This window comes from Allosalinactinospora lopnorensis (assembly GCF_000981225.1).
Lineage (GTDB): Bacteria > Actinomycetota > Actinomycetes > Streptosporangiales > Streptosporangiaceae > Allosalinactinospora > Allosalinactinospora lopnorensis.
On the sequence record NZ_LAJC01000076.1, the window covers coordinates 1 to 17,783 of the forward strand.

The window sequence follows — 17,783 nt, forward strand, 5'->3', positions numbered from 1 at the left end:
TCCCGCAGCAGGTACCTGCTCAGCCCGGCGGCGACGGCTTCGACGGCCTGCTCCCGCCACTTCTCGTCCCGTAGCGACTCGGCGTCTTCCTCGTCGCGCAGGTTGCCGACCTCCAGGAAGATCTTCGGCACCGTGGAGAGGTTGAGCCCGCCGAGGTCGGTCCGCACGTCCAGACCGTCATCGCTGATGTAGTCGGCGTAGGGCTGGCCGCTCCCCGCGTGGAACTCCTCGCGCACGTCCTCGGCGAGTCGGCGCGACGGTTCCACGATCTCCTCCGTGTACCCCTCGACCTCGCCCGGGGCGATGACGTGGAAGCCGGGTCCGCCCCCGTCGGCGCCGTCGGCGTGGATGGAGATGGCGGCGTCGGCATCGGCGTTGTTGCCGATCTCGGCGCGTTCGTTGATGCAGGGGCCGACGCCCTCGTTGTCCTCCCGGGTGAGGACGACCGCGGCGCCGTCCGCCTTCAGCGCGTCACCGAGTTGCTGGGAGAACCGCCAGGTGAACTCGTGCTCGGCGTAGCGTCGGGGCTCGTGGAGCCGACCGTGTCGCACTCCTTCTCCTTCGGTCCCGCCGGAACGCTCTCGTTGATCTCGGCGGACGCGTCGGCGTTGCCTCCGTTGTGACCGGGGTCGATGACCACCGTCCGGCCGGAGAGTGGGCCTTTGTCCGGGGGGTCCTCCGGAGAGGCCGTCCCCTCACCCGGGGCGGGCAACTCGTCCGCGGCGGGGATCTCCGCGCAGGCCGTGCCCGCGAGGAGGGCCGTGATCGCCAGCAGGCCCCTCAGAGCGTTCAGGATGGGGCCTTGGCCGCCGGTCACCGTAGGTTCCGGCGCCGGGGGGCCGGTACGCGTGATCGTCAAAGTCGTCCTTGGGACAGAGGGGGCTCGCCCTCCACAACTTAGCGGGTTCCGGGAACACAATCGCGGCAGAACGCGTCATATCTTGATGGAGCAGTCCTTAGGGCCGGCAGCCGGAGCGGTGGCCGGCCGATATCGGATATCGAGGTGGTTTCGGTGCGAAAGTCGAATCGCGTAGCCGCGGGCGCTGCCGCCTGGCGGGTGGTGTACGAGGGGATCCGACCCGGCAAACCTTCGCTGTGGGCCCGTGCCGGCGCGATCCCGCGCATGCTCGGTTCCCGGATCCGCGGCCACTACACGCAGCTCCCGGCGTCGCGGCTGGTGCTGTTCGTCCTGGCCGTGTTGTACATCGCCTCTCCGGTCGATCTCGTTCCGGAGCTCTTCATCCCCCTCTTCGGCCTCGCTGACGACGCCGTCATCGCGATCTGGCTCGCCTCCGGACTGATGAGCGAGACCGAGCGGTTCCTGGAATGGGAGCGCTACGGACCCCAGTACGTCCAAGGGCATGTCGTGGGATGACGCAGGGGGCGGGCGGGGCCGGGGGCGTTTCAGGCCGCCGACCGCAGGAACCGCGCACCTCGGCGTTGAAGGCACCCGCCGACTCCAGGTAGCTCTCGTGGCCGAGTCCGGGCAGCACCACGAGCTTCGAGGCGGCGATTCCCGCGTGCAGCCCCTCGGCGACCGCGAGCGGCGCGCGCTCGTCGGCGTCGCCGTACACCAGCAGCACCGGTACCCGGATGCGTGGTAGGACGTCGCGCAGATCCGCCTCCGCGAAGGCGTGTGCCATCACCCGCGTTCCCACCGGGCGGGACCCGGACATGATCGCGGCGAGCTCCTCGGCCTTCTCGCCGGGCAGTGCCTCCGAAAACAGGCCGGGGATCGATCGGGGCGCGAACGCGCCGTTCGCCTGCTGTTCGGCGGCCCGCAGCGCCCCCCGCAGCCGCCGTTCGACCACGTTGGGCGGCAGCGAGCCCGCCCATCCGGCGTATCCTCCGGCCAGAACGAGCGTCCTCGGGAGCGCAGGGCGGCGTCGGTACAGCTCCAGGGCGAGTCCGCCGCCGAATGAGTGGCCGAGGACGTGCGGTCGTTCGAGTCCGAGCGCGTCGATGAACCCCGCGAGGCAGTCGGCGTACTCGGGTAGGCGAAACGTCTCGGGGGGATCCGATGACCGGCCGCAGCCCGGAGCGTCCCACGCCAGCACCGTGAACTCGTCGGAGAGATCACTGAGCTGCTCGCGCCACACCCGGCTGTCACTGACAGCGCCGTGGAGGAGCATCAGCGGCGGCCCCGCCCCCGCCTGCCGGAAGGCGACCCGCAGACCGTCGACCTCGACCTCGTCCATCATCTCTCCGATCGGTCAGGCGCAGGGCCGGCCTCGCGGAGGGCCCTGCGCGTTCCGCACACGGCTCCGGACAGGACGAGGGCGGGCCGCCGAACGGCGACCCGCCCTCAACGCTCCTGGGATGCGTGTCGATCCCTAGAGCGATCCCCCCCTCATACGGCACGAGCCCGAGGGAGATCACTCCGTGCGCTGGCTGGGGATGCCGGCCAGCAGAGCACGGACCTCTGTCTCGCGGTAGCGGCGGTGCCCACCCAGGGTCCGAATCGAGGTCAGCTTGCCCGCCTTTGCCCAACGCGTGACGGTCTTGGGGTCCACGCGGAACATGGTGGCGACCTCGGCAGGGGTCAACAGGGGCTCCGCCTCGGGCGTGCGAGTTGACATGTGTACGGCCTCTCCTCCTGGATCTGTGTGCCGATCCTTGAGTGTTAATCCTGGCACTCGGCCCGGATGTCCAATATTGCTCTCAAGGTCTATATTGGCATCACCCGAGGTGATTATGCGACCACTTAACGCGACTTTGACGGATGGGAAGCCGCAAAGCCGCTCATGTGTCGCGTCACGCTGAGTGATTCTAGCGACACGTTTAGTGGCATGTGGCGTATTCGGTCAAAACTTCATTCTCCGGCTTTGTTTTTCTTGATCCGGTGGACCGAAAGTGGGAGTGAAGTTCTGGCTGAAACGCGGTGGGACGGAGTCCACCGACGCGGACCGGCTCCGGTTCATCGGCCCGTCCGCTGGTCCGTCCAGCGCGATCGGTGCATCGACCTTCCCTCGTCGACTGCCCTCCTGTGTCACGTGCATCGGCGGCGTGACCGGCTATTTTGGTTACCTGGAGCGCACTCAGTGATGAGCTGAACACAGTGTACGTTGATCTCTATCGACTGTTATGCCCATTTTCGCCAAGGTTGATGCCAACTGTGAAGGTCGTCCGGACTCGTCGGACAGGGAATCGAGGGAGACGGGGAAGGTCCGCCTGAGAACCTGGTACACCAGGTTGCGTTTCGGCGTGGCGTGCGGCGAGAAAATGTGAATCGTCCTCGCGTTCCGGTTGACCACGCCGTGACTCTCAGTTGGCGTGCTCCAGGGCCTGTATCGACTTCCAGCGCCGGGACACCCGCTTGTACATCGCCACGGTCAGTTCCTCCTGCCCCGTCTCCAGTCCGGTGATCGCGGCGGCGACTTCCGCCGCCGACTCGTCCTCGCGCAGCTCGTCGTCGCCGAGTAGGCGCACCAGGCCCCCGTAGTCGAGCTCCAGGAGCGCGTTCGGATGCGCGATCCCGGTCAGCCAGTCCTCCATCTGCTCGGCCGAGGTCAGCGCCGTACTATCGCCGAGGCTCTGCCCGAGCACCCGGATCGCACGATCGAGGCGTTCGCGGGCCTGCTTCAGCTCTGTGACGTAGAGGAGCGTGCGGGGCGGTGCCGATTCCGGCGGCAGTGAGGACCCGTGGCCGGACACGCTCCCGCCGAAGCGGTTACGGGGCGGAAGGCCGCCGTCGCCGCGGGCCGTCGCCGGATCTGAGCCGGGTTCCAGGACCAGGCGGCGTTCCGTCGCGTCGAACAGGGCGAACCACGGCAGCGGAACCGTCCATGTGCTGGTCAGGATCTGGGTGCGGAGCGGATCGCCGCGGTCGCGCCAGCGCTGGAACGCCTCCTCGGCCGCTGTGGCGACGGGCTCCGGCACGAAGGCCGGACTGATCCCGCGCGGAGTCTCCGAGCGGAAGTCGCGGAAGCCGAGCCATGACCGCAGCCGGGTCTGCCAAGGACAGACGAAGAGCTGAGAGCCCACACGTCGGACGTAGGCGTGACCGCTCTCCCGCTCAGGTGCGACGATCGGCGGCGTGGCCACGAGGCGGCGTAGGCTCTCATCATGTTCGGCCACCATGGCCTGGACCTTCTTTGGCCGGTCCGGTGACTCCGCGTACGCTTTCCAGTAGGCCCGTTCCCTGCTTGAAAACGCGGTGATGGGCTGGTAGACGCGGAGATAGGCGGTGTAGGGCAGCACGATCGCATCGTGGCATATATCGTGGCAGCTGGCACTAACCGGTGGAGCGCGCGGTCCAAGGCGCTTCCAGCGTCCACGGGTACGAGCCGCGTGTCCGTGACCGTGCGGTGATCCCGCACCGGTGGTGGCCGCGGGGATGTTCCGGCCGGAACGGACACACCCGAACCGGAGGAGTCGGTGACTGTGGTGGTATGCCGGACGGCCCTTAGCCACAGGCGGCGTAGGCAGGGCGGTGTCAAACCGGGTACGGTTGTATCCGTACGTAAGCTGGCGCCTGTCGTCAGTGCGGTGACGGCGGTCAGCCCGACATTGCGGTTTTGCTAGTTGATCTGGGGTTTTCTTCAAAACCCAATCGTTGAGGGGGTCGAGCCAATGGGGCGCGGCCGAGCCAAGGCCAAGCAGCAGAAGGTCGCCCGGCGGTTGAAGTACAACACCGGAGGGACCGACCTCGACCGGCTGCGGGCAGAGCTGGGTGTCGCTGAGGAAAGTGTGTCGTCGCCGGAACAGTCGGACGACACCTATGAAGACCCTTACGATGACCTGGTCGACCGTTATGCGGACCTTGCTGACAAGTATCCGAACGGCGGCGAGCCGGCGGGGGAAGAGCCCGATCGATCGGACGGCTCCCGCTGAGCCGTCGCGTCGAGCTGTCGGTAACGCGCAATATCCGCATAACCGGGTCCGCTGACAAGCAGGTTATATAGCCGGTCAGATCCGCTCTTGGCGGCTCAGGCCGGCTATACCTGTTTCCGGGGGCGCGGCTGCCGCACGGTAGGGCCGAGCCGTCAGGAGGCGTACTCGCCATCGAGCCGTACCTCTCCCGACCCGGGGGCTGTGCGCCCCAGAATCCACGCCGCGAGTCCCCGTTCGGCGAGCAGGGACAGCGCGCGGTCGGCGTCCTCGGCGGAGACGATCGCGGCCATACCCACCCCCATGTTGAACGTGGCCTCCATGTCCGCACGGGAGATGCCACCCTGCGCGGCGATGTAGCCGAAGACCGCCGAGGGCGTCCAGCTCCCGCGGTCGATCGCGACGTCCACGCTTCCCGGGAGTGAACGCGCCAGGTTCGACGCCAGCCCGCCGCCCGTGATGTGGGAGAACGCGTGCACCTCGACCTCGGCAGCGAGCGCGAGGCAGTGCCGGGCGTAGATCCGGGTGGGGGTGAGCAGCACCTCGCCCAGGACCCCGCCGAGCTCGGGCACGTGCGCCGCGAGATCCAGGCCGGCCCGGTCGACGACCCGGCGGACCAGCGAGTAGCCGTTGGAGTGCAGGCCGGAGGAAGCCATCGCGATGACGGCGTCTCCCGCTTGGACGCGGTCGGGACCGAGGATGGAGTCGGCCTCCACGACACCGGTCCCTGCTCCCGCGAGGTCGTACTCGTGCGGGGCCATCGCGCCGGGGTGTTCGGCGGTCTCCCCGCCGATGAGTCCGCATCCGGCCTGGCGACAACCTTCGGCGATACCGCCGACGATCTCCGCGATGCGCTCGGGCACGACCGCGCCGCACGCGATGTAGTCGGTCATGAACAGCGGCTCGGCCCCACTGACCACGAGATCGTCGACGACCATTCCGACGAGGTCGATACCGATGGTGTCGTGCCTGTCCACGGCCTGCGCCAGCAGCACCTTGGTGCCGACGCCATCGGTGGACGTGGCGAGCACCGGTTCCCGGTACGCGCTGGTGTCCAGCCGGAACAGCCCGGAGAAGCCGCTGGCGTCGGTGATCATCTCCGGTCTGCGGGCGCGCGCCACGTGCCGCTTCATCAGATCCACCGCGCGTTCACCGGCGGTGATGTCGACCCCGGCGGCGGCGTACGCCCCGCTCGTGTTGGCACCCTCTGCCACGCGAAACCTCTCAGCTGTTCAGCACCGCGCCCGGCCACGGCGGAATCGGACGGTATCTCCCGGACGGCCCGGAACGACACCTCTTCGAAAAAAAGGGGCGGCGGCCTACGCGCTCGTCGCCACGGACTCGGTTCTGGGTGTGCCGCAGGCCTTCTCCAGCAGGTACTTCCCGCGGGAGTCCGGGTCGACTTCGATCGGGTACACACCGTCGAAGCACGCCCTGCAGAGCCGGTCCTTGGCCACCTCGGTAGCCGCGATGAGCTCGTCGAGCGCGATGTAGGCCAGGGAGTCGGCGCCGATGGAGTCGCGGATCTCCTCGGTGGACAGGTTCCCGCCGATGAGCTCGGCCTTGGTGGCGAAGTCCACACCGTAGTAGCAGGGCCACTGCACGGGTGGGCTGGAGATGCGGACGTGCACCTCTGCGGCTCCGGCGTCGCGCAGCATGCGGACCAGGGCGCGCTGGGTGTTCCCCCGGACGATGGAGTCGTCCACCACGACCAGCCGCTTTCCCTCGATGACGTCGCGCAGCGGGTTCAGCTTGAGCCGGATGCCCAGTTGCCGCAGCGTCTGGCTGGGCTGGATGAACGTGCGGCCCACGTAGGAGTTCTTCACCAGCCCCTGCGCGAACGGGATGCCGCTGCCGTCGGCGTACCCGACAGCCGCGGGGGTGCCGGACTCCGGAACCGGGATGACCAGGTCCGCATCGACCGGGTGCTCCTTGGCGAGACGGCGGCCGACCTCGACGCGTGTGGAGTTGACGTTGCGGCCGGCGATCGTGGTGTCGGGCCGGGCCAGATACACGTACTCGAACAGGCAGCCTTTGGGGGCGGCGGGGGCGAAGCGGCGGGACCGTACACCGCGCTCGTCGATGGTGACCATCTCACCGGGTTCGATCTCCCGAACCGGGACGGCCCCCACGATGTCGAGCGCCGCGGTCTCACTGGCGACCACCCACCCGCTGTCGAGGCGCCCCAGGACGAACGGGCGGATCCCCTGTGGGTCGCGGGCGGCGTACAGCGTGTTCTCGTCCATGAAGACGAGCGAGAAGGCGCCCTGGAGCTTTGGCAGCAGATCGAGCGCCGCCTCCTCGGTACTGCGGCCGGGGCTGTCCGCGAGGAGGCCGGTGAGTACCTCGGTATCGGTGGTCGCGCCGATCCGGTCGTCGGGCAGCATCGCCGCGAGCTCGGGGGTGTTGATCAGGTTGCCGTTGTGGCCGAGTGCGAGGCCGCCGTCGCGCGCCGTGTAGAAGGTCGGCTGCGCGTTCTTCCACACAGGGGAACCGGTCGTGGAGTAGCGGCAGTGGCCGACCGCCAGGTGGCCGCGGAGCGAGTCCAGAGTCGCTTCGTTGAAGACCTGGGAGACCAGCCCCATATCCTTGTAAACGACGATGCGCTCGCCGTCGCTCAGGGCGATACCCGCGGACTCCTGCCCGCGGTGCTGCAGGGCGTAGAGGCCGAAGTAGGTGAGCTTGCTGACTTCTTCGCCGGGAGCCCAGACACCGAAGACGCCACACGCGTCCCGCGGTCCGCGTTCTTCGGGATCGATCTCGGTGCTGAGCCGGCCGTCGGAGTACGACACGCCCTCCAGCTTAGTGCCTGCTTACCCGGGACGTGCCAACCGGGGGTCAGAGGCCCTCCCATAGCGGCAGGTGAGGGGATAGATCGGTGCGTTCTCCCGTGGCGCTCACGATGCCGTCCGCGACCGCGTGTTCCCAGGACTCCCGCCCCGCCGCCAGCGCGATCCAGGTGAGGGGGTCGGTCTGCACCACGCCCGGCGGGGTGCCGCGGGTGTGCCGGGGGCCCTCGACCACCTGTACCGCCCCGAACGGCGGCACCCGAACCTCCACGCTGTGGCCGGGGACCCGCTCGGCGAGCTCGATGAGTGAGCCGCGGACAACGGCGCGGACAGCGCTGCGTTCGGGTGTCCCGCCCTGCTCCCGTGCGCGCAGCACGGCCGCGGCGCACTCGGTCAGTACCGCCGCCGGCCGGTCCGGACCGGTGTAGGGCGGTTCCTCCAGAGCCGCGAGCTGGGTGTCGAGGGCGGTGCGCAGTGCCGCGTGGCGCCGCTGCGCCGCTGTGGGCTTGGCCAGCATGTCATCAGAGGTTAGCCGGACACGCCGCCGGCGGGGCATCGTCCGGGCGCCCGCGGGGGATTGCTCATGATCCCCGTAAGGAGAGTTGCCTCAACGGAGGAATCCCCCGAAACTGACTCTTGAGGGAACGTGACACGTCAGGGTGGTGAACCAAGGGTGTCGATCGCATGGAAGGAAGATCACGGGACGTACGCCGTTCTGTGTTCCACTGTTGATCGCATCCCGTTCGCCAAGTTCACCCCGGCTGTCCATACAACGGACCTGAGGAACACGGTGCCTGGTGGCTCTGACCGGGGTGGTTAGGATGAGTGCTCCACCACTTCGGCTTTGGTGGCCCTTGGCGCAGGCAAAGTGAACAAGGAGCGAAGAGAACCCCCAGGGCGGCACGAAGGGAACGTCGCCCGCTCAGCATTACGTCCGACATGACCTTTTCGCCCGAGTGTGCCCATAGCGCCCTCACGCACAACCACCGCACTTTACGGAGATAGATGTGCGTCTTCGCCTGACCCCGCGCGATGACAGCTACTACGAGATGTTCGCTGACTCCGCGAACAACCTGGTCATAGGTGCGCGTCTGCTGGTGGAGCTGATCAGTGACGGCGCCGACCGTGAGGCTATCGCCGAGAAGATGCGCGCCTGCGAGCATGCGGGTGATGAGAGAACCCATACCATCATGCGGAGGCTCAACGAGAGCTTCGTCACGCCGTTCGACCGCGAGGACATCTACCGGCTGGCCTCCTCGCTGGACGACGTCATGGACTCCATGGAAGCCGCCGTCGACCTGGTCGGGCTGTACCAGTTGGACCGCCTGCCCAAGGGCATCATCGACCAGGTCGAGGTGCTGGAGCGCGCCGCTGAACTCACCGCGGAAGCCATGCCCCGCCTCCGTTCGATGCACGACCTCACGCGGTACTGGATCGAGATCAACCAGTTGGAGAACCAGGCCGACCAGATCTACCGTCGGCTTCTCGCCCGCCTGTTCAGTGGTGAGTACGACGCCCTCACGGTGCTCAAGCTGAAGGACGTCATCGAGGAACTTGAGGCCGCGGCGGACGCGTTCGAGCACGTGGCCAACACCGTCGAGACCATCGTAGTGAAGGAATCCTGAGCATCCCCCGATCCGCGGCGGTGCCGCTGAGCGGGCCGGCCGACCTGCTCCCCCCGGATGTGCCGCCGGAGAACCTGGTACTGGTCGCGGTCATCGCCGCCGCGCTCGTCTTCGCGTTCACCAACGGCTTCCAGGACGCCGCGAACTCGCTCGCGACGCCGATCAGCACCAACTCGCTGGGACCGCGGGCCGCCGTGGTCATGGCGGCGTCCATGAACATGGTCGGAGCGTTCCTCGGCGAAGGCGTCGCCCGGACGATCAGCCAGGACATCATCACGCCGCACTCGGGCGCGCCCGGGCTGTACGTGCTGTTCGCCGCGCTGGTCGGCGCGATCGCGTGGAATATCGTCACCTGGTACAAGGGCATGCCCTCGTCGTCCTCGCACGCCCTGGTGGGCGGCATGCTCGGGGCCGCGCTCGCCTCCACGAGCGTGGTGAACGCCCCCGACGTCACCGACAGCTTCGTGCTGCCGATGCTGCTGTCGCCCCTCATCGGCGGGATCGGCGGGTACCTCATGATGCTCGCCATCATGTGGCTGTTCCGCCGCTCCCGCCCGGTCCGGGTGGCACGCAAGTTCCGCATGGCCCAGTCCGTCTCGGCCGCCGCGATGGCGCTGGGACACGGGCTGCAGGACGCGCAGAAAACCATGGGTGTGGTCGTACTGGCGCTGGTCCTCACCGGTTACCAGCACAGCTACACGCTCCCGCTGTGGGTCGTGGTGGCGGCCGGAATCAGCATGTCCCTGGGGACCCTCACCGGAGGATGGCGGATCATGCGCACTCTGGGCCGCCGGGTGATCCAACTGGACTCTCCGCGGGGGTTCGCCGCTGAGACCACGGCCGCGATGGTGCTCTACGCCGCCGCGTTCATCTGGCATGTGCCGGTCTCCAGTACCCACACGATCACCTCGGCGATCGTGGGTGCGGGCGCCACACGGCGGCTCTCGGCCGTGCGCTGGGGCGTTGCAGGCAACATCGTCACCGTGTGGCTGCTGACCCTGCCGGGGGCGGCCGCGATCGCCGCCGCGGCGTACGGTCTGCTGCGCGTAGTCGCGCCCGGATAGCCGTGATCGCGCGGATGCGCGCGGCGGCCGTGTGGGCGCCGTTCCCCTCCGGAGTCCGCGGCGGGACCCGGAGCCGCCGACCGCTCACGCGTTCTCTGATCAGCCCACCCGGGGGGTACGGGCGACCGTGGTGGTCCGGTCGTCCTCGGCTTCGGTGTGGACACGCACCCGATCGCAGCGGAAGTCCGAGGTCACCAGGGCGTTCTCGGAGATGATGACCGCGGTGACCCGGGGGTTCTCCGCTTCGATGGTGCGCTTGGCCTTCTCCGCGTTGGTCCCGACGAGTTCGGGCCAGTTCTGCTTGCCCTCGCATTCCGCGCCCTGGTGGGCGGGGGCGTTCCGGTCGCCGGACGCGGCGTTCGCGGTCGCCGGGATGCCGACGATCAGGCCCGTGGCGGCGGTCAGAGCGAAAGCGGCGGCGGTGGCGCGTTTCATATCGGTCCCCTCTGTTTTCGACTTTTGAAGGCCGGAACAGAAGGTATCACGCTAAGTTCATGATCAATTACAGGAACTCGCGAAAGGGGTGGAAGTGATGTGGATATTCGCCGTTCCGCCCCGATCCGTGTTGCTGCGGCATTGACCGTCCCGTTGAATTTATTGACAGTGGGATCGCCTCTGACCTTTGGTTACATGGTGCGGACGAGAGAGGGTATTCGGGTCGGCCCGCGGTCGGCTCTGTGTCTTCTCTGGAATTGCCGGTGGAAGTCTTCGCCGCGACAAGAACGGCGGCGAGCCGGTCGGCCCGCCGCCGCGATACCGTATGCGATTACCCGAAGCGACCGGTGATGTAGTTCTCGGTCTCCTTTTTGTCGGGCTTGGTGAAGATTTTGTTGGTCTCGTCCATCTCGATCAGTCGGCCCGGTTTTCCGGTGCCCGCCAGGTTGAAGAACGCCGTCTGGTCGCTGACCCGCGCCGCCTGCTGCATGTTGTGCGTGACGATGCAGATCGTGTAGTTCTCCTTCAGCTTGGCGATCAGGTCCTCGATCGCCAGTGTCGAGATCGGGTCCAGCGCCGAGCACGGCTCGTCCATGAGCAGCACGGCCGGCTCCACCGCGATGGCGCGGGCGATGCACAGGCGCTGCTGCTGACCACCGGAGAGCCCCGCTCCCGGCTTGCTCAGCCGGTCCTTGACCTCTTCCCACAGATTGGCGCCGTGCAGTGACCGCTCGACGATGTCGTCGGCCTCGGTTCTGCCGAGCCGCTGGTTGTTGAGCTTCGCCCCGGCGATGACGTTGTCGTAGATCGACATCGTCGGGAACGGGTTGGGGCGCTGGAAGACCATCCCGATCTCCCGGCGGACCGCCACAGGGTCGACATCGGGGGCGTAGATGTCCTGGTCGTCCAGCATGACCTTGCCTTCGACCCGGGCATTCGGCGCCACCTCGTGCATCCGGTTGAGGGCGCGGAGGAAGGTCGACTTGCCACAGCCGGAGGAGCCGATGAAGGCGGTGACCGCCCGGGGTTCGATGGTCATCGACACGTCCTCGACGGCCTTGAAGTCGCCGTAATAGACGTGCAGTCCGGAGACGTCGATTCGCTTGGCCACTGTGATTCCTCGTTACCTCGAGTTCGTGCGGAAGGCGTGGGTGGGGCGGGGGTCAGCGTCCGAACTTCGGCGCGAAGAACCGGGAGACCAACCGGGCGACGAAGAACAGCAGCATAACGATCAGGATCAGTGTCAGCGCGGCGGCCCAGGCGCGCTCGTAGTTGATTGCGTCGCCCATCCGGACCTGGGAGTAGATGAACACCGGGAGACTCATCATCTGGCCGTCGAAGAGGTTCCAGTTGATGGCGACGGCCGAGGACCCCGCTGTGAGGATCAACGGCGCCGTCTCCCCGATAACACGCGCGATGGCCAGCATGATTCCCGTGGTGATACCGGCGATCGCGGTCGGCAGCACCACCTTCACCACGGTCAGCCACTTCGGCACGCCCAGGGCGTAGGAGGCCTCGCGCAGTTCGTTGGGAACCAGCCGGATCATCTCCTCGCAGGAGCGCACCACGACCGGGATCATCAGGACGGACAGCGCGACCGCGCCCGCCGCGCCGTTGGTGGTGCCGGGCCCGAAGAACACCATCCACAGTGCCACGACGAACAGGCCGGCGACGATCGACGGGATGCCGGTCATGACGTCGACGAAGAAGGTGATGGCGTTCTTCAGCCGGCCCCTGCCGTATTCGACCAGGTAGATCGCGGTCATCAGGCCGATCGGGATGGAGACCAGCGCGGCGAACCCGGTGATGGCGATGGTTCCGACGATGGCGTGGTAGACGCCGCCGGCGTCCATCGTCGGGGTGACACCGTTCATGGAAACGGTCAGGAAGTAGCCGTCGAGCCGGACCACCCCCATGCGGGCCACCGTCCACAGCAGCGAGATCAGCGGCACCATGGCCAGGCCGAAGCAGGTGTAGACGACGGCCGTGACCAACCGGTCCTTGGCTTTGCGCCCGCTCTCGATCCGGGCGGAGGCGAGGGTGACGAGGACGGTGTAGGTGACGACGGTGAACACCGCGAACAGCGGGATGCTGAACGTCCCCAGGGCGAACAGCAGGCCGCCCGTGACGATGGCGACTCCCGCGAGGAGCGCCGGGGCGAAGTATCGGGGGAGCGACCCGGTGAGCAGCGTCCTCTGCATCGGCGCGGGACCATCGCCGGAGGCGCCGGTCGAAGACTTCTTGGTCGTGGTGGTCATTCGGTGAACTCCTTGCGCCGCGCGACGATGTAGCGCGCACCCATGTTGACGACCAGAGTGATCGCGAAGAGCACGAGGCCGGCGGCGATCAGCGCCGAGACGCCGTAACCGGTGGCCTCGGGGTACTGCAGCGCGATGTGCGCCGCGATGGTCTGGTTGCCGCTCTGCAGCAGGTGGGGCGAGATGACCAGGGCCGGCGAGAGGATCATCGCGACGGCCATGGTCTCGCCGAGGGCCCGGCCCAGGCCGAGCATGGCCCCGCCGATGATGCCGGCCCGCCCGAATGGCAGCACCGCCATCCGGATCATCTCCCAGCGGGTCGCTCCCAGCGAGAGCGCGGCCTCCCGGTGCGCCTGGGGCACCTGCAGGAACACGTCGCGGGAGATCGCGGTGATGATCGGCAGGATCATCACCGCGAGCACGATGCCGGCGCTCATCATCGTGCGGCCGGTGCTGGAGACCGGCCCGGCGAACAGCGGGATCCACCCGAAGGAGGTGCTCAGCCACTGGTAGAAGGGAGTGAGCTGGTGGACCAGGTACCCGATGCCCCACAGGCCGTAGACGACGCTGGGGATCGCGGCGAGCAGGTCCACGATGTAGCCCAGCACCGAGGCGAGTTTGCGCGGTGCGTAGTACGCGATGAACAACGCGATCCCCACGGCGATCGGGGTCGCGATCAGCAGTGCGATGGCCGCCGCCAGCACCGTGCCGAAGGCCAGCGCCGCGACACCGAAGGCCGGAGCCTCACGGGTGTTGGCGTCCCATCCAGTGGTGGTGAAGAAGTTCGCCGTGTTGGCGCCGAGCGAGTCGACGGACTGGATGATCAGGAATGCAGCGACACCCGCCAGGATCGCGAGGATCAGGATCCCGGAACCGCTCGCGGTGTTGGCGAATACGACGTCGCCGATACGACGTTTGCCCTTGGGGGTCTGGGGCGTCGCAGACGAGTCCGTGGTGGTCATGTGAGACTCCGGTCAAGATGGGTCAGGGTTCGCACCCGGGGTGAACGGGTTCACCTCCGTGCTGTTGCTGCAGGCGGCGCCAGGGCCCGTTATATTGTGCGGCTTCTTCGGTAGCGGTTCGGCCACGCCCCCTGCCCTCAGGCGCGGACCAGGGCCCGACACACGGCTAAGGGCAGGGCCCGCACCCTCCGGTGTGGGCCCTACCCGAGCAGGGATCCGCGTCGTGTGGATCAGGAGCCTGCCGTGATCGCGTCCAGGGTGGGCTGGATGTTCTCGCGGGTCTCGTCGGTGAGCGGCGCCGAGCCGGTCTCCTCAGCGGAGGCCTCCTGGCCCTCCTCGCTCGTGACGTAGCCGAGGAAGCTCTTCACCAGCTCGGCGTCCTCCTCGCTCTCGTACTCGAGGCAGGCGACCTCGTAGGCGACCAGCACGATCGGGTAAGCGTCCGCGCCGGCGCCGGTGTAGTCCAGGTCGATGGCGAGGTCGTGCTCGGTGTTCTGCTCGCGCGGCGAGGACGCGTCCACGATGGCGGCCGCGGCCTCCGGGCTGAACTCGACGAACTCGTCGCCGACGCCCACGGCGGCGGCGCCGAGGTCGCCGAGGTGCGAGGCCTCGATGTAGCCGATCGTGCCCTCGCCGCCCTCGATGGCAGAGACGACACCGGAGTTGCCCTGCCCGGCCTCGACCGGCTCGATCGGCCAGTCGCCCTCGGCCTCGTGCGGCCACTCGTCGCCGGCGGCCTCCTCAAGGTAGGCGGTGAAGTTCTCGGTCGTGCCGGACTCGTCGGAGCGGTTCACCGGGACGATCTCGCTGCTCGGGAGGTCGGCGTCCGGGTTGTCGGCCGCGATCGCCTCGTCGTCCCATTGGGTGATCTCCTGGTTGAAGATTCCGGCGATCACCTCAGGGGTGAGGTTCAGCGAGTCGACGCCTTCGAGGTTGAAGGCGACGGCGATGGGAGCGATGTAGGCGGGGATGTTGACGACCTCGGAGCCGTTGCACCGCTCGGCGGCCTTCTCGGTCTCCGTCTCGTCCATGGCCGCGTCGGAGCCCGCGAAGGTCACGGCGTCGTCGATGAACTGGGTGCGCCCGGCGCCAGAGCCGACCGCGTCGTAGTTGACCGTGGTGTCCTCACACGTGCCGGTGTAGCCCGCGATCCACGTGGCCATGGCGTTCTCCTGCGCCGAGGAGCCGGCACCGTCGAGCGTGCCGCCGCCTTCGACACAGTCGGCGCTGCCCGCCGGGGCGGCGCCGTTTTCGACGGCCTGGTCCGATCCGCAAGCCGAGAGCGCGAGGGCGCCGGCGAGGGCCAGCCCCGTGAACCGGCCGTTCCTGGAGAGCTTCACAGCTCCGGTGTCCTTCCTCTGGACTTCGTCACCTTGGGGCGAGTCCGGTCGAGGACCTCGCCGAATGTGAACGTAAGCAGGGGAAGTGACCAGATCTACCAGTAAGGGTGAACGAAGAGTGAACGGGAGGGCGAGTCTGGTCGAAATAGTGGCGGACCGGTGGTGGATGCGCGGTGAATCACCTTGACGTCGAGCAAGAAACCCATCGATGGCCTGCGATTATCGCATTTCGTAACGGTGTCGATCCGCAATGTTCGGTGAACGTTTTCCGGTCTCGGGGAGGGCTCAGCCGACCTCGTACATGACGTCGACGTCCCACACGGTGAAGCCGAGGGACTCGTACAGCCGCACCGCTGCCCGGTTGTCCTCGTCCACATACAGCAGCACCCACGGCAGGCCGCGCTCCCGCAGGTGGTGGAGGCCGACCAGGGTCAGTACCCGGCCCAGTCCGGTGCCCTGCCACGCCGGGTCCACCCCCACGACATAGACCTCGCCCACCGGTTCGCCGCCGGTCAGTCCGGCACCGTCGGCGTGCGTCTTGGTCCAGTGGAACCCCGCAAGGGCGCCGGTCGCGGAGTCCTCGGCGACGAACAGCCCGTTCGGGTCGAACCAGTCCTCCGCCTCGCGCTGGCGCAGGTCTTCCAGGGTGATACCGCCCTGCTCCGGGTGGTCGGCGAACGCCGCCGCGTTCACCTTCAGCCACGCGTCCTCATCCGAACCGACCTTGAAGGGGCGGATGGTGAGGCGTTCTGCCACGGTGTTCGAGAACATCGGCGCGGGCAGTTCCGGGGCCGGGCGGCCCGGCTCGCCGCGCAGCCGCAACCGCATCTTGCGTAGCCCGCGCACCTGCCGCAGACCCGCCGAACCGGCCAGAGCCGCCGCCCCGGGGAGCCGGCCGTGCGCCCACACGCGCACCCCTTCGGCCGGTGCGTCCTCCCGCAACGAGCGCAGCAGTGCCGAACCGTGCCCTCGGCGGCGGTGCTCGGGGGCGACGACGAATTCGGCCGAATCCGGTTCGCCGGCCGCGCGCTCGGCGAACCCGAAACCGGAGAGCGTTCGCCGCCCGCTCCCGTCCTCCTCGTAGAGCAGGTGGAAGCGGGAGGCTCCGGCCGCCGATCCGTGCCGTACGCGCAGCAGTACCTGTTCCGACAGCGGTGCGACCCCGTCGTGCTCCCGCGCCGCCCCGGCCAGTGCGGTCACGGCCGCGGCCTGTTCGTCCTCCAGTGAATCGGTGGTGTGCACGTAGCTCATGGCCCGAGCCTATTGCGCGGGGGAGGAGGTTTCCCGGCGGGGATCAGAGCCGGCGGCGCCTGCCGATGTAGCCGCCCCCGGTCCGGACCCGGCGGGTCGGGGCGAGCGGGGTCGCCAGGAGGAGCAGGAGCAGCAGGAAGGCCAGCAGCATCAGCGGAGTAAGCACCCCTGAGCGCGGGTCGGGGTTGGCGGCGGCCGCCGTGGTGTCGTCGTTCTCCTCCTCGCCGGGCTCCACTGTGGGGAGATCCGCGAGATCCTCTCCCGGGTCCACACCGGGCAGGTCGGCCGGGCCGCTGGGCAGGGACGGGCGCTCGCCGTCAGGAAGATCGGTGTCTGGTGCGGGCCGGCCTATGTCGGGGCCGGAGGGCGGGGTCTGGCCCCGCCCGGGCGCCTCCGGCGCGGTACCGCCGGGAGCGTTGCCCGAACCCTCGCCGGGGCCGCCGCCGGAACCGCCGTCCGGCCCTTCCTTGGGCCCGCCGGACTCGCTGTCCGGCCCCTTCCCGGATCCGCCGGACTCGCCGCCGGTGCCGCTGCCCGAGCCGCCTGTCGGTTCCTCCGTGGGTTCTCCGGTGGGGTCGGGTTCCTCGGTGGGGTCCTCTGTCGGTTCCTCCGTGGGTTCTCCGGTGGGGTCGGGTTCCTCGGTGGGGTCCTCTGTCGGTTCCTCCGTGGGTTCTCCGGTGGGGTCGGGTTCCTCCGTGGGCTCCTCGGTGGGCTCCTCGGTCGGCTCGTCCGTCGGCTCCTCCTCTTCCTCCTCCGGAGGAAGAACCACGACCGGCAGCGGGACGGACTCGGCCGTGCTTCGCTCGTCCTCGGGGACGTCCGCGCAGTCGGAGTAGTCGTCGAGGTGGGCGTAGGTCACAGTGGCGGTGACCTTCACTGTTTCCTCGGGGGTCCCCGTGACCTCGGCGCTCGCGGGCGCGGTCTCGGAGTCGAGTTCCCCGGTCTCGAAGTCGTTGTCGGCCTCCGCGCCGTACAGGCACGTCTCGTGCCGCAGGCCGCCGCTCACGTCCAGGCTCAGCTCGGCGGTTTCACCGGCCTCGACAGTGATGTCCTCGGGAGCGAGGACGACCACGGGCGGGGCGTCGGAGGAGGCGGGCGCGGCCAGCGCCACCAGGGTCGAACCGATGAAGACGGTTCCGAGCGGGACTCCGAGCAGGACTCGGAGAGGGAACCGGTGCGACCGGTCGTCCTTGCCGCTCAGCATGGGGGCAAGCCTCCTCGAATCGCCG

17 protein-coding genes and 1 pseudogene are annotated in these 17,783 nt (G+C 68.3%); 4 read left to right on the forward strand and 14 right to left on the reverse strand.

Going from position 1 to position 17,783, the window contains the following annotated elements; translation table 11 throughout:
• Positions 1 to 784: pseudogene (locus tag VS93_RS21960) on the reverse strand (N-acetylmuramoyl-L-alanine amidase); the annotation flags it as partial.
• 228 nt (positions 785 to 1,012) lie between these two features.
• Here VS93_RS21960 and VS93_RS21965 point away from each other — a divergent pair.
• The gene (locus VS93_RS21965; protein ID WP_082127106.1) at positions 1,013 to 1,375 is read left to right on the forward strand and encodes a YkvA family protein; all 363 of its coding nucleotides are present in this window, start codon (positions 1,013 to 1,015) and stop codon (positions 1,373 to 1,375) included.
• On the opposite strand, the gene VS93_RS21970 is transcribed toward VS93_RS21965, so the two are convergent.
• The 3 genes from VS93_RS21970 to VS93_RS21980 form a co-directional block, all read right to left on the reverse strand.
• A complete protein-coding gene (locus VS93_RS21970) occupies positions 1,272 to 2,201 on the reverse strand; it encodes an alpha/beta fold hydrolase (protein WP_201776715.1) in 930 nt (309 codons plus the stop codon). The genes VS93_RS21965 and VS93_RS21970 overlap by 104 nt on opposite strands.
• A 174-nt stretch (positions 2,202 to 2,375) precedes the next feature.
• Positions 2,376 to 2,579, reverse strand: a complete 204-nt coding sequence (gene bldC / locus VS93_RS21975; protein WP_013155387.1) for a developmental transcriptional regulator BldC — start codon at positions 2,577 to 2,579, stop codon at positions 2,376 to 2,378.
• Between the two features lie 685 nt (positions 2,580 to 3,264).
• Positions 3,265 to 4,200, reverse strand: coding sequence for a hypothetical protein (locus tag VS93_RS21980; protein ID WP_046471782.1), 936 nt, complete (start codon positions 4,198 to 4,200; stop codon positions 3,265 to 3,267).
• Positions 4,201 to 4,572: 372 nt separating this feature from the next.
• On the opposite strand from VS93_RS21980, the gene VS93_RS21985 reads away from it, so the two are divergent.
• The gene (locus tag VS93_RS21985) at positions 4,573 to 4,833 is read left to right on the forward strand and encodes a DUF3073 domain-containing protein (protein ID WP_046471783.1); all 261 of its coding nucleotides are present in this window, start codon (positions 4,573 to 4,575) and stop codon (positions 4,831 to 4,833) included.
• 152 nt (positions 4,834 to 4,985) lie between these two features.
• On the opposite strand, the gene purM is transcribed toward VS93_RS21985, so the two are convergent.
• From purM to VS93_RS22000, 3 genes are all read right to left on the reverse strand, one after another.
• Entirely contained in the window at positions 4,986 to 6,044 is a 1,059-nt protein-coding gene (gene purM, locus VS93_RS21990) for a phosphoribosylformylglycinamidine cyclo-ligase (RefSeq protein ID WP_046471784.1), read from the reverse strand.
• 105 nt (positions 6,045 to 6,149) lie between these two features.
• Entirely contained in the window at positions 6,150 to 7,622 is a 1,473-nt protein-coding gene (gene purF, locus VS93_RS21995; protein WP_046471785.1) for an amidophosphoribosyltransferase, read from the reverse strand.
• A gap of 46 nt (positions 7,623 to 7,668) precedes the next feature.
• A complete protein-coding gene (locus VS93_RS22000; RefSeq protein ID WP_046471786.1) occupies positions 7,669 to 8,136 on the reverse strand; it encodes a sterol carrier family protein in 468 nt (155 codons plus the stop codon).
• Between the two features lie 490 nt (positions 8,137 to 8,626).
• On the opposite strand from VS93_RS22000, the gene VS93_RS22005 reads away from it, so the two are divergent.
• Together VS93_RS22005 and VS93_RS22010 are read left to right on the forward strand one after the other, a co-directional pair.
• Positions 8,627 to 9,244: a DUF47 domain-containing protein gene (locus VS93_RS22005; protein WP_046471787.1), complete on the forward strand. Its 618-nt coding sequence runs from the start codon at positions 8,627 to 8,629 to the stop codon at positions 9,242 to 9,244.
• A gap of 20 nt (positions 9,245 to 9,264) precedes the next feature.
• Positions 9,265 to 10,308, forward strand: coding sequence for an inorganic phosphate transporter (locus tag VS93_RS22010; protein ID WP_275451700.1), 1,044 nt, complete (start codon positions 9,265 to 9,267; stop codon positions 10,306 to 10,308).
• Between the two features lie 99 nt (positions 10,309 to 10,407).
• Here VS93_RS22010 and VS93_RS22015 read toward each other — a convergent pair whose 3' ends face one another.
• The 7 genes from VS93_RS22015 to VS93_RS27290 all read right to left on the reverse strand — a co-directional run bounded on the left by VS93_RS22015 (position 10,408) and on the right by VS93_RS27290 (position 17,758).
• The gene (locus tag VS93_RS22015; protein WP_046471788.1) at positions 10,408 to 10,743 is read right to left on the reverse strand and encodes a serine protease inhibitor; all 336 of its coding nucleotides are present in this window, start codon (positions 10,741 to 10,743) and stop codon (positions 10,408 to 10,410) included.
• A 331-nt stretch (positions 10,744 to 11,074) separates the two neighbouring features.
• Positions 11,075 to 11,854 (reverse strand): phosphate ABC transporter ATP-binding protein PstB, encoded by a 780-nt coding sequence (gene pstB, locus VS93_RS22020; RefSeq protein ID WP_046471789.1) that lies wholly within the window; start codon positions 11,852 to 11,854, stop codon positions 11,075 to 11,077.
• Between the two features lie 52 nt (positions 11,855 to 11,906).
• Positions 11,907 to 13,001 carry a phosphate ABC transporter permease PstA gene (gene pstA, locus VS93_RS22025; protein WP_046471790.1) on the reverse strand — a complete coding sequence of 365 codons (1,095 nt, stop codon included), beginning with the start codon at positions 12,999 to 13,001 and terminating at the stop codon, positions 11,907 to 11,909.
• Complete coding sequence (gene pstC / locus VS93_RS22030) at positions 12,998 to 13,963, reverse strand: phosphate ABC transporter permease subunit PstC (RefSeq protein WP_046471791.1); 966 nt, start codon at positions 13,961 to 13,963, stop codon at positions 12,998 to 13,000. Before pstC ends, pstA begins: the two co-directional genes overlap by 4 nt.
• A gap of 230 nt (positions 13,964 to 14,193) precedes the next feature.
• The gene (gene pstS, locus VS93_RS22035) at positions 14,194 to 15,303 is read right to left on the reverse strand and encodes a phosphate ABC transporter substrate-binding protein PstS (RefSeq protein ID WP_046471792.1); all 1,110 of its coding nucleotides are present in this window, start codon (positions 15,301 to 15,303) and stop codon (positions 14,194 to 14,196) included.
• A gap of 285 nt (positions 15,304 to 15,588) precedes the next feature.
• Complete coding sequence (mshD, locus tag VS93_RS22040) at positions 15,589 to 16,554, reverse strand: mycothiol synthase (protein WP_046471793.1); 966 nt, start codon at positions 16,552 to 16,554, stop codon at positions 15,589 to 15,591.
• Between the two features lie 43 nt (positions 16,555 to 16,597).
• Positions 16,598 to 17,758, reverse strand: coding sequence for a hypothetical protein (locus VS93_RS27290; RefSeq protein WP_052745922.1), 1,161 nt, complete (start codon positions 17,756 to 17,758; stop codon positions 16,598 to 16,600).
• Positions 17,759 to 17,783 lie beyond the last annotated feature (25 nt).

Coding starts and splice junctions, on each gene's coding strand:
- pstA (WP_046471790.1), bottom strand. CDS start 13,001: ATGACCACCACGACCAAGAAGTCTTCGACCGGCGCCTCCGGCGATGGT.
- VS93_RS27290 (WP_052745922.1), bottom strand. CDS start 17,758: ATGCTGAGCGGCAAGGACGACCGGTCGCACCGGTTCCCTCTCCGAGTC.
- VS93_RS22000 (WP_046471786.1), bottom strand. CDS start 8,136: ATGCTGGCCAAGCCCACAGCGGCGCAGCGGCGCCACGCGGCACTGCGC.
- pstC (WP_046471791.1), bottom strand. CDS start 13,963: ATGACCACCACGGACTCGTCTGCGACGCCCCAGACCCCCAAGGGCAAA.
- VS93_RS22015 (WP_046471788.1), bottom strand. CDS start 10,743: ATGAAACGCGCCACCGCCGCCGCTTTCGCTCTGACCGCCGCCACGGGC.
- bldC (WP_013155387.1), bottom strand. CDS start 2,579: ATGTCAACTCGCACGCCCGAGGCGGAGCCCCTGTTGACCCCTGCCGAG.
- VS93_RS21985 (WP_046471783.1), top strand. CDS start 4,573: ATGGGGCGCGGCCGAGCCAAGGCCAAGCAGCAGAAGGTCGCCCGGCGG.
- VS93_RS21970 (WP_201776715.1), bottom strand. CDS start 2,201: ATGATGGACGAGGTCGAGGTCGACGGTCTGCGGGTCGCCTTCCGGCAG.
- mshD (WP_046471793.1), bottom strand. CDS start 16,554: ATGAGCTACGTGCACACCACCGATTCACTGGAGGACGAACAGGCCGCG.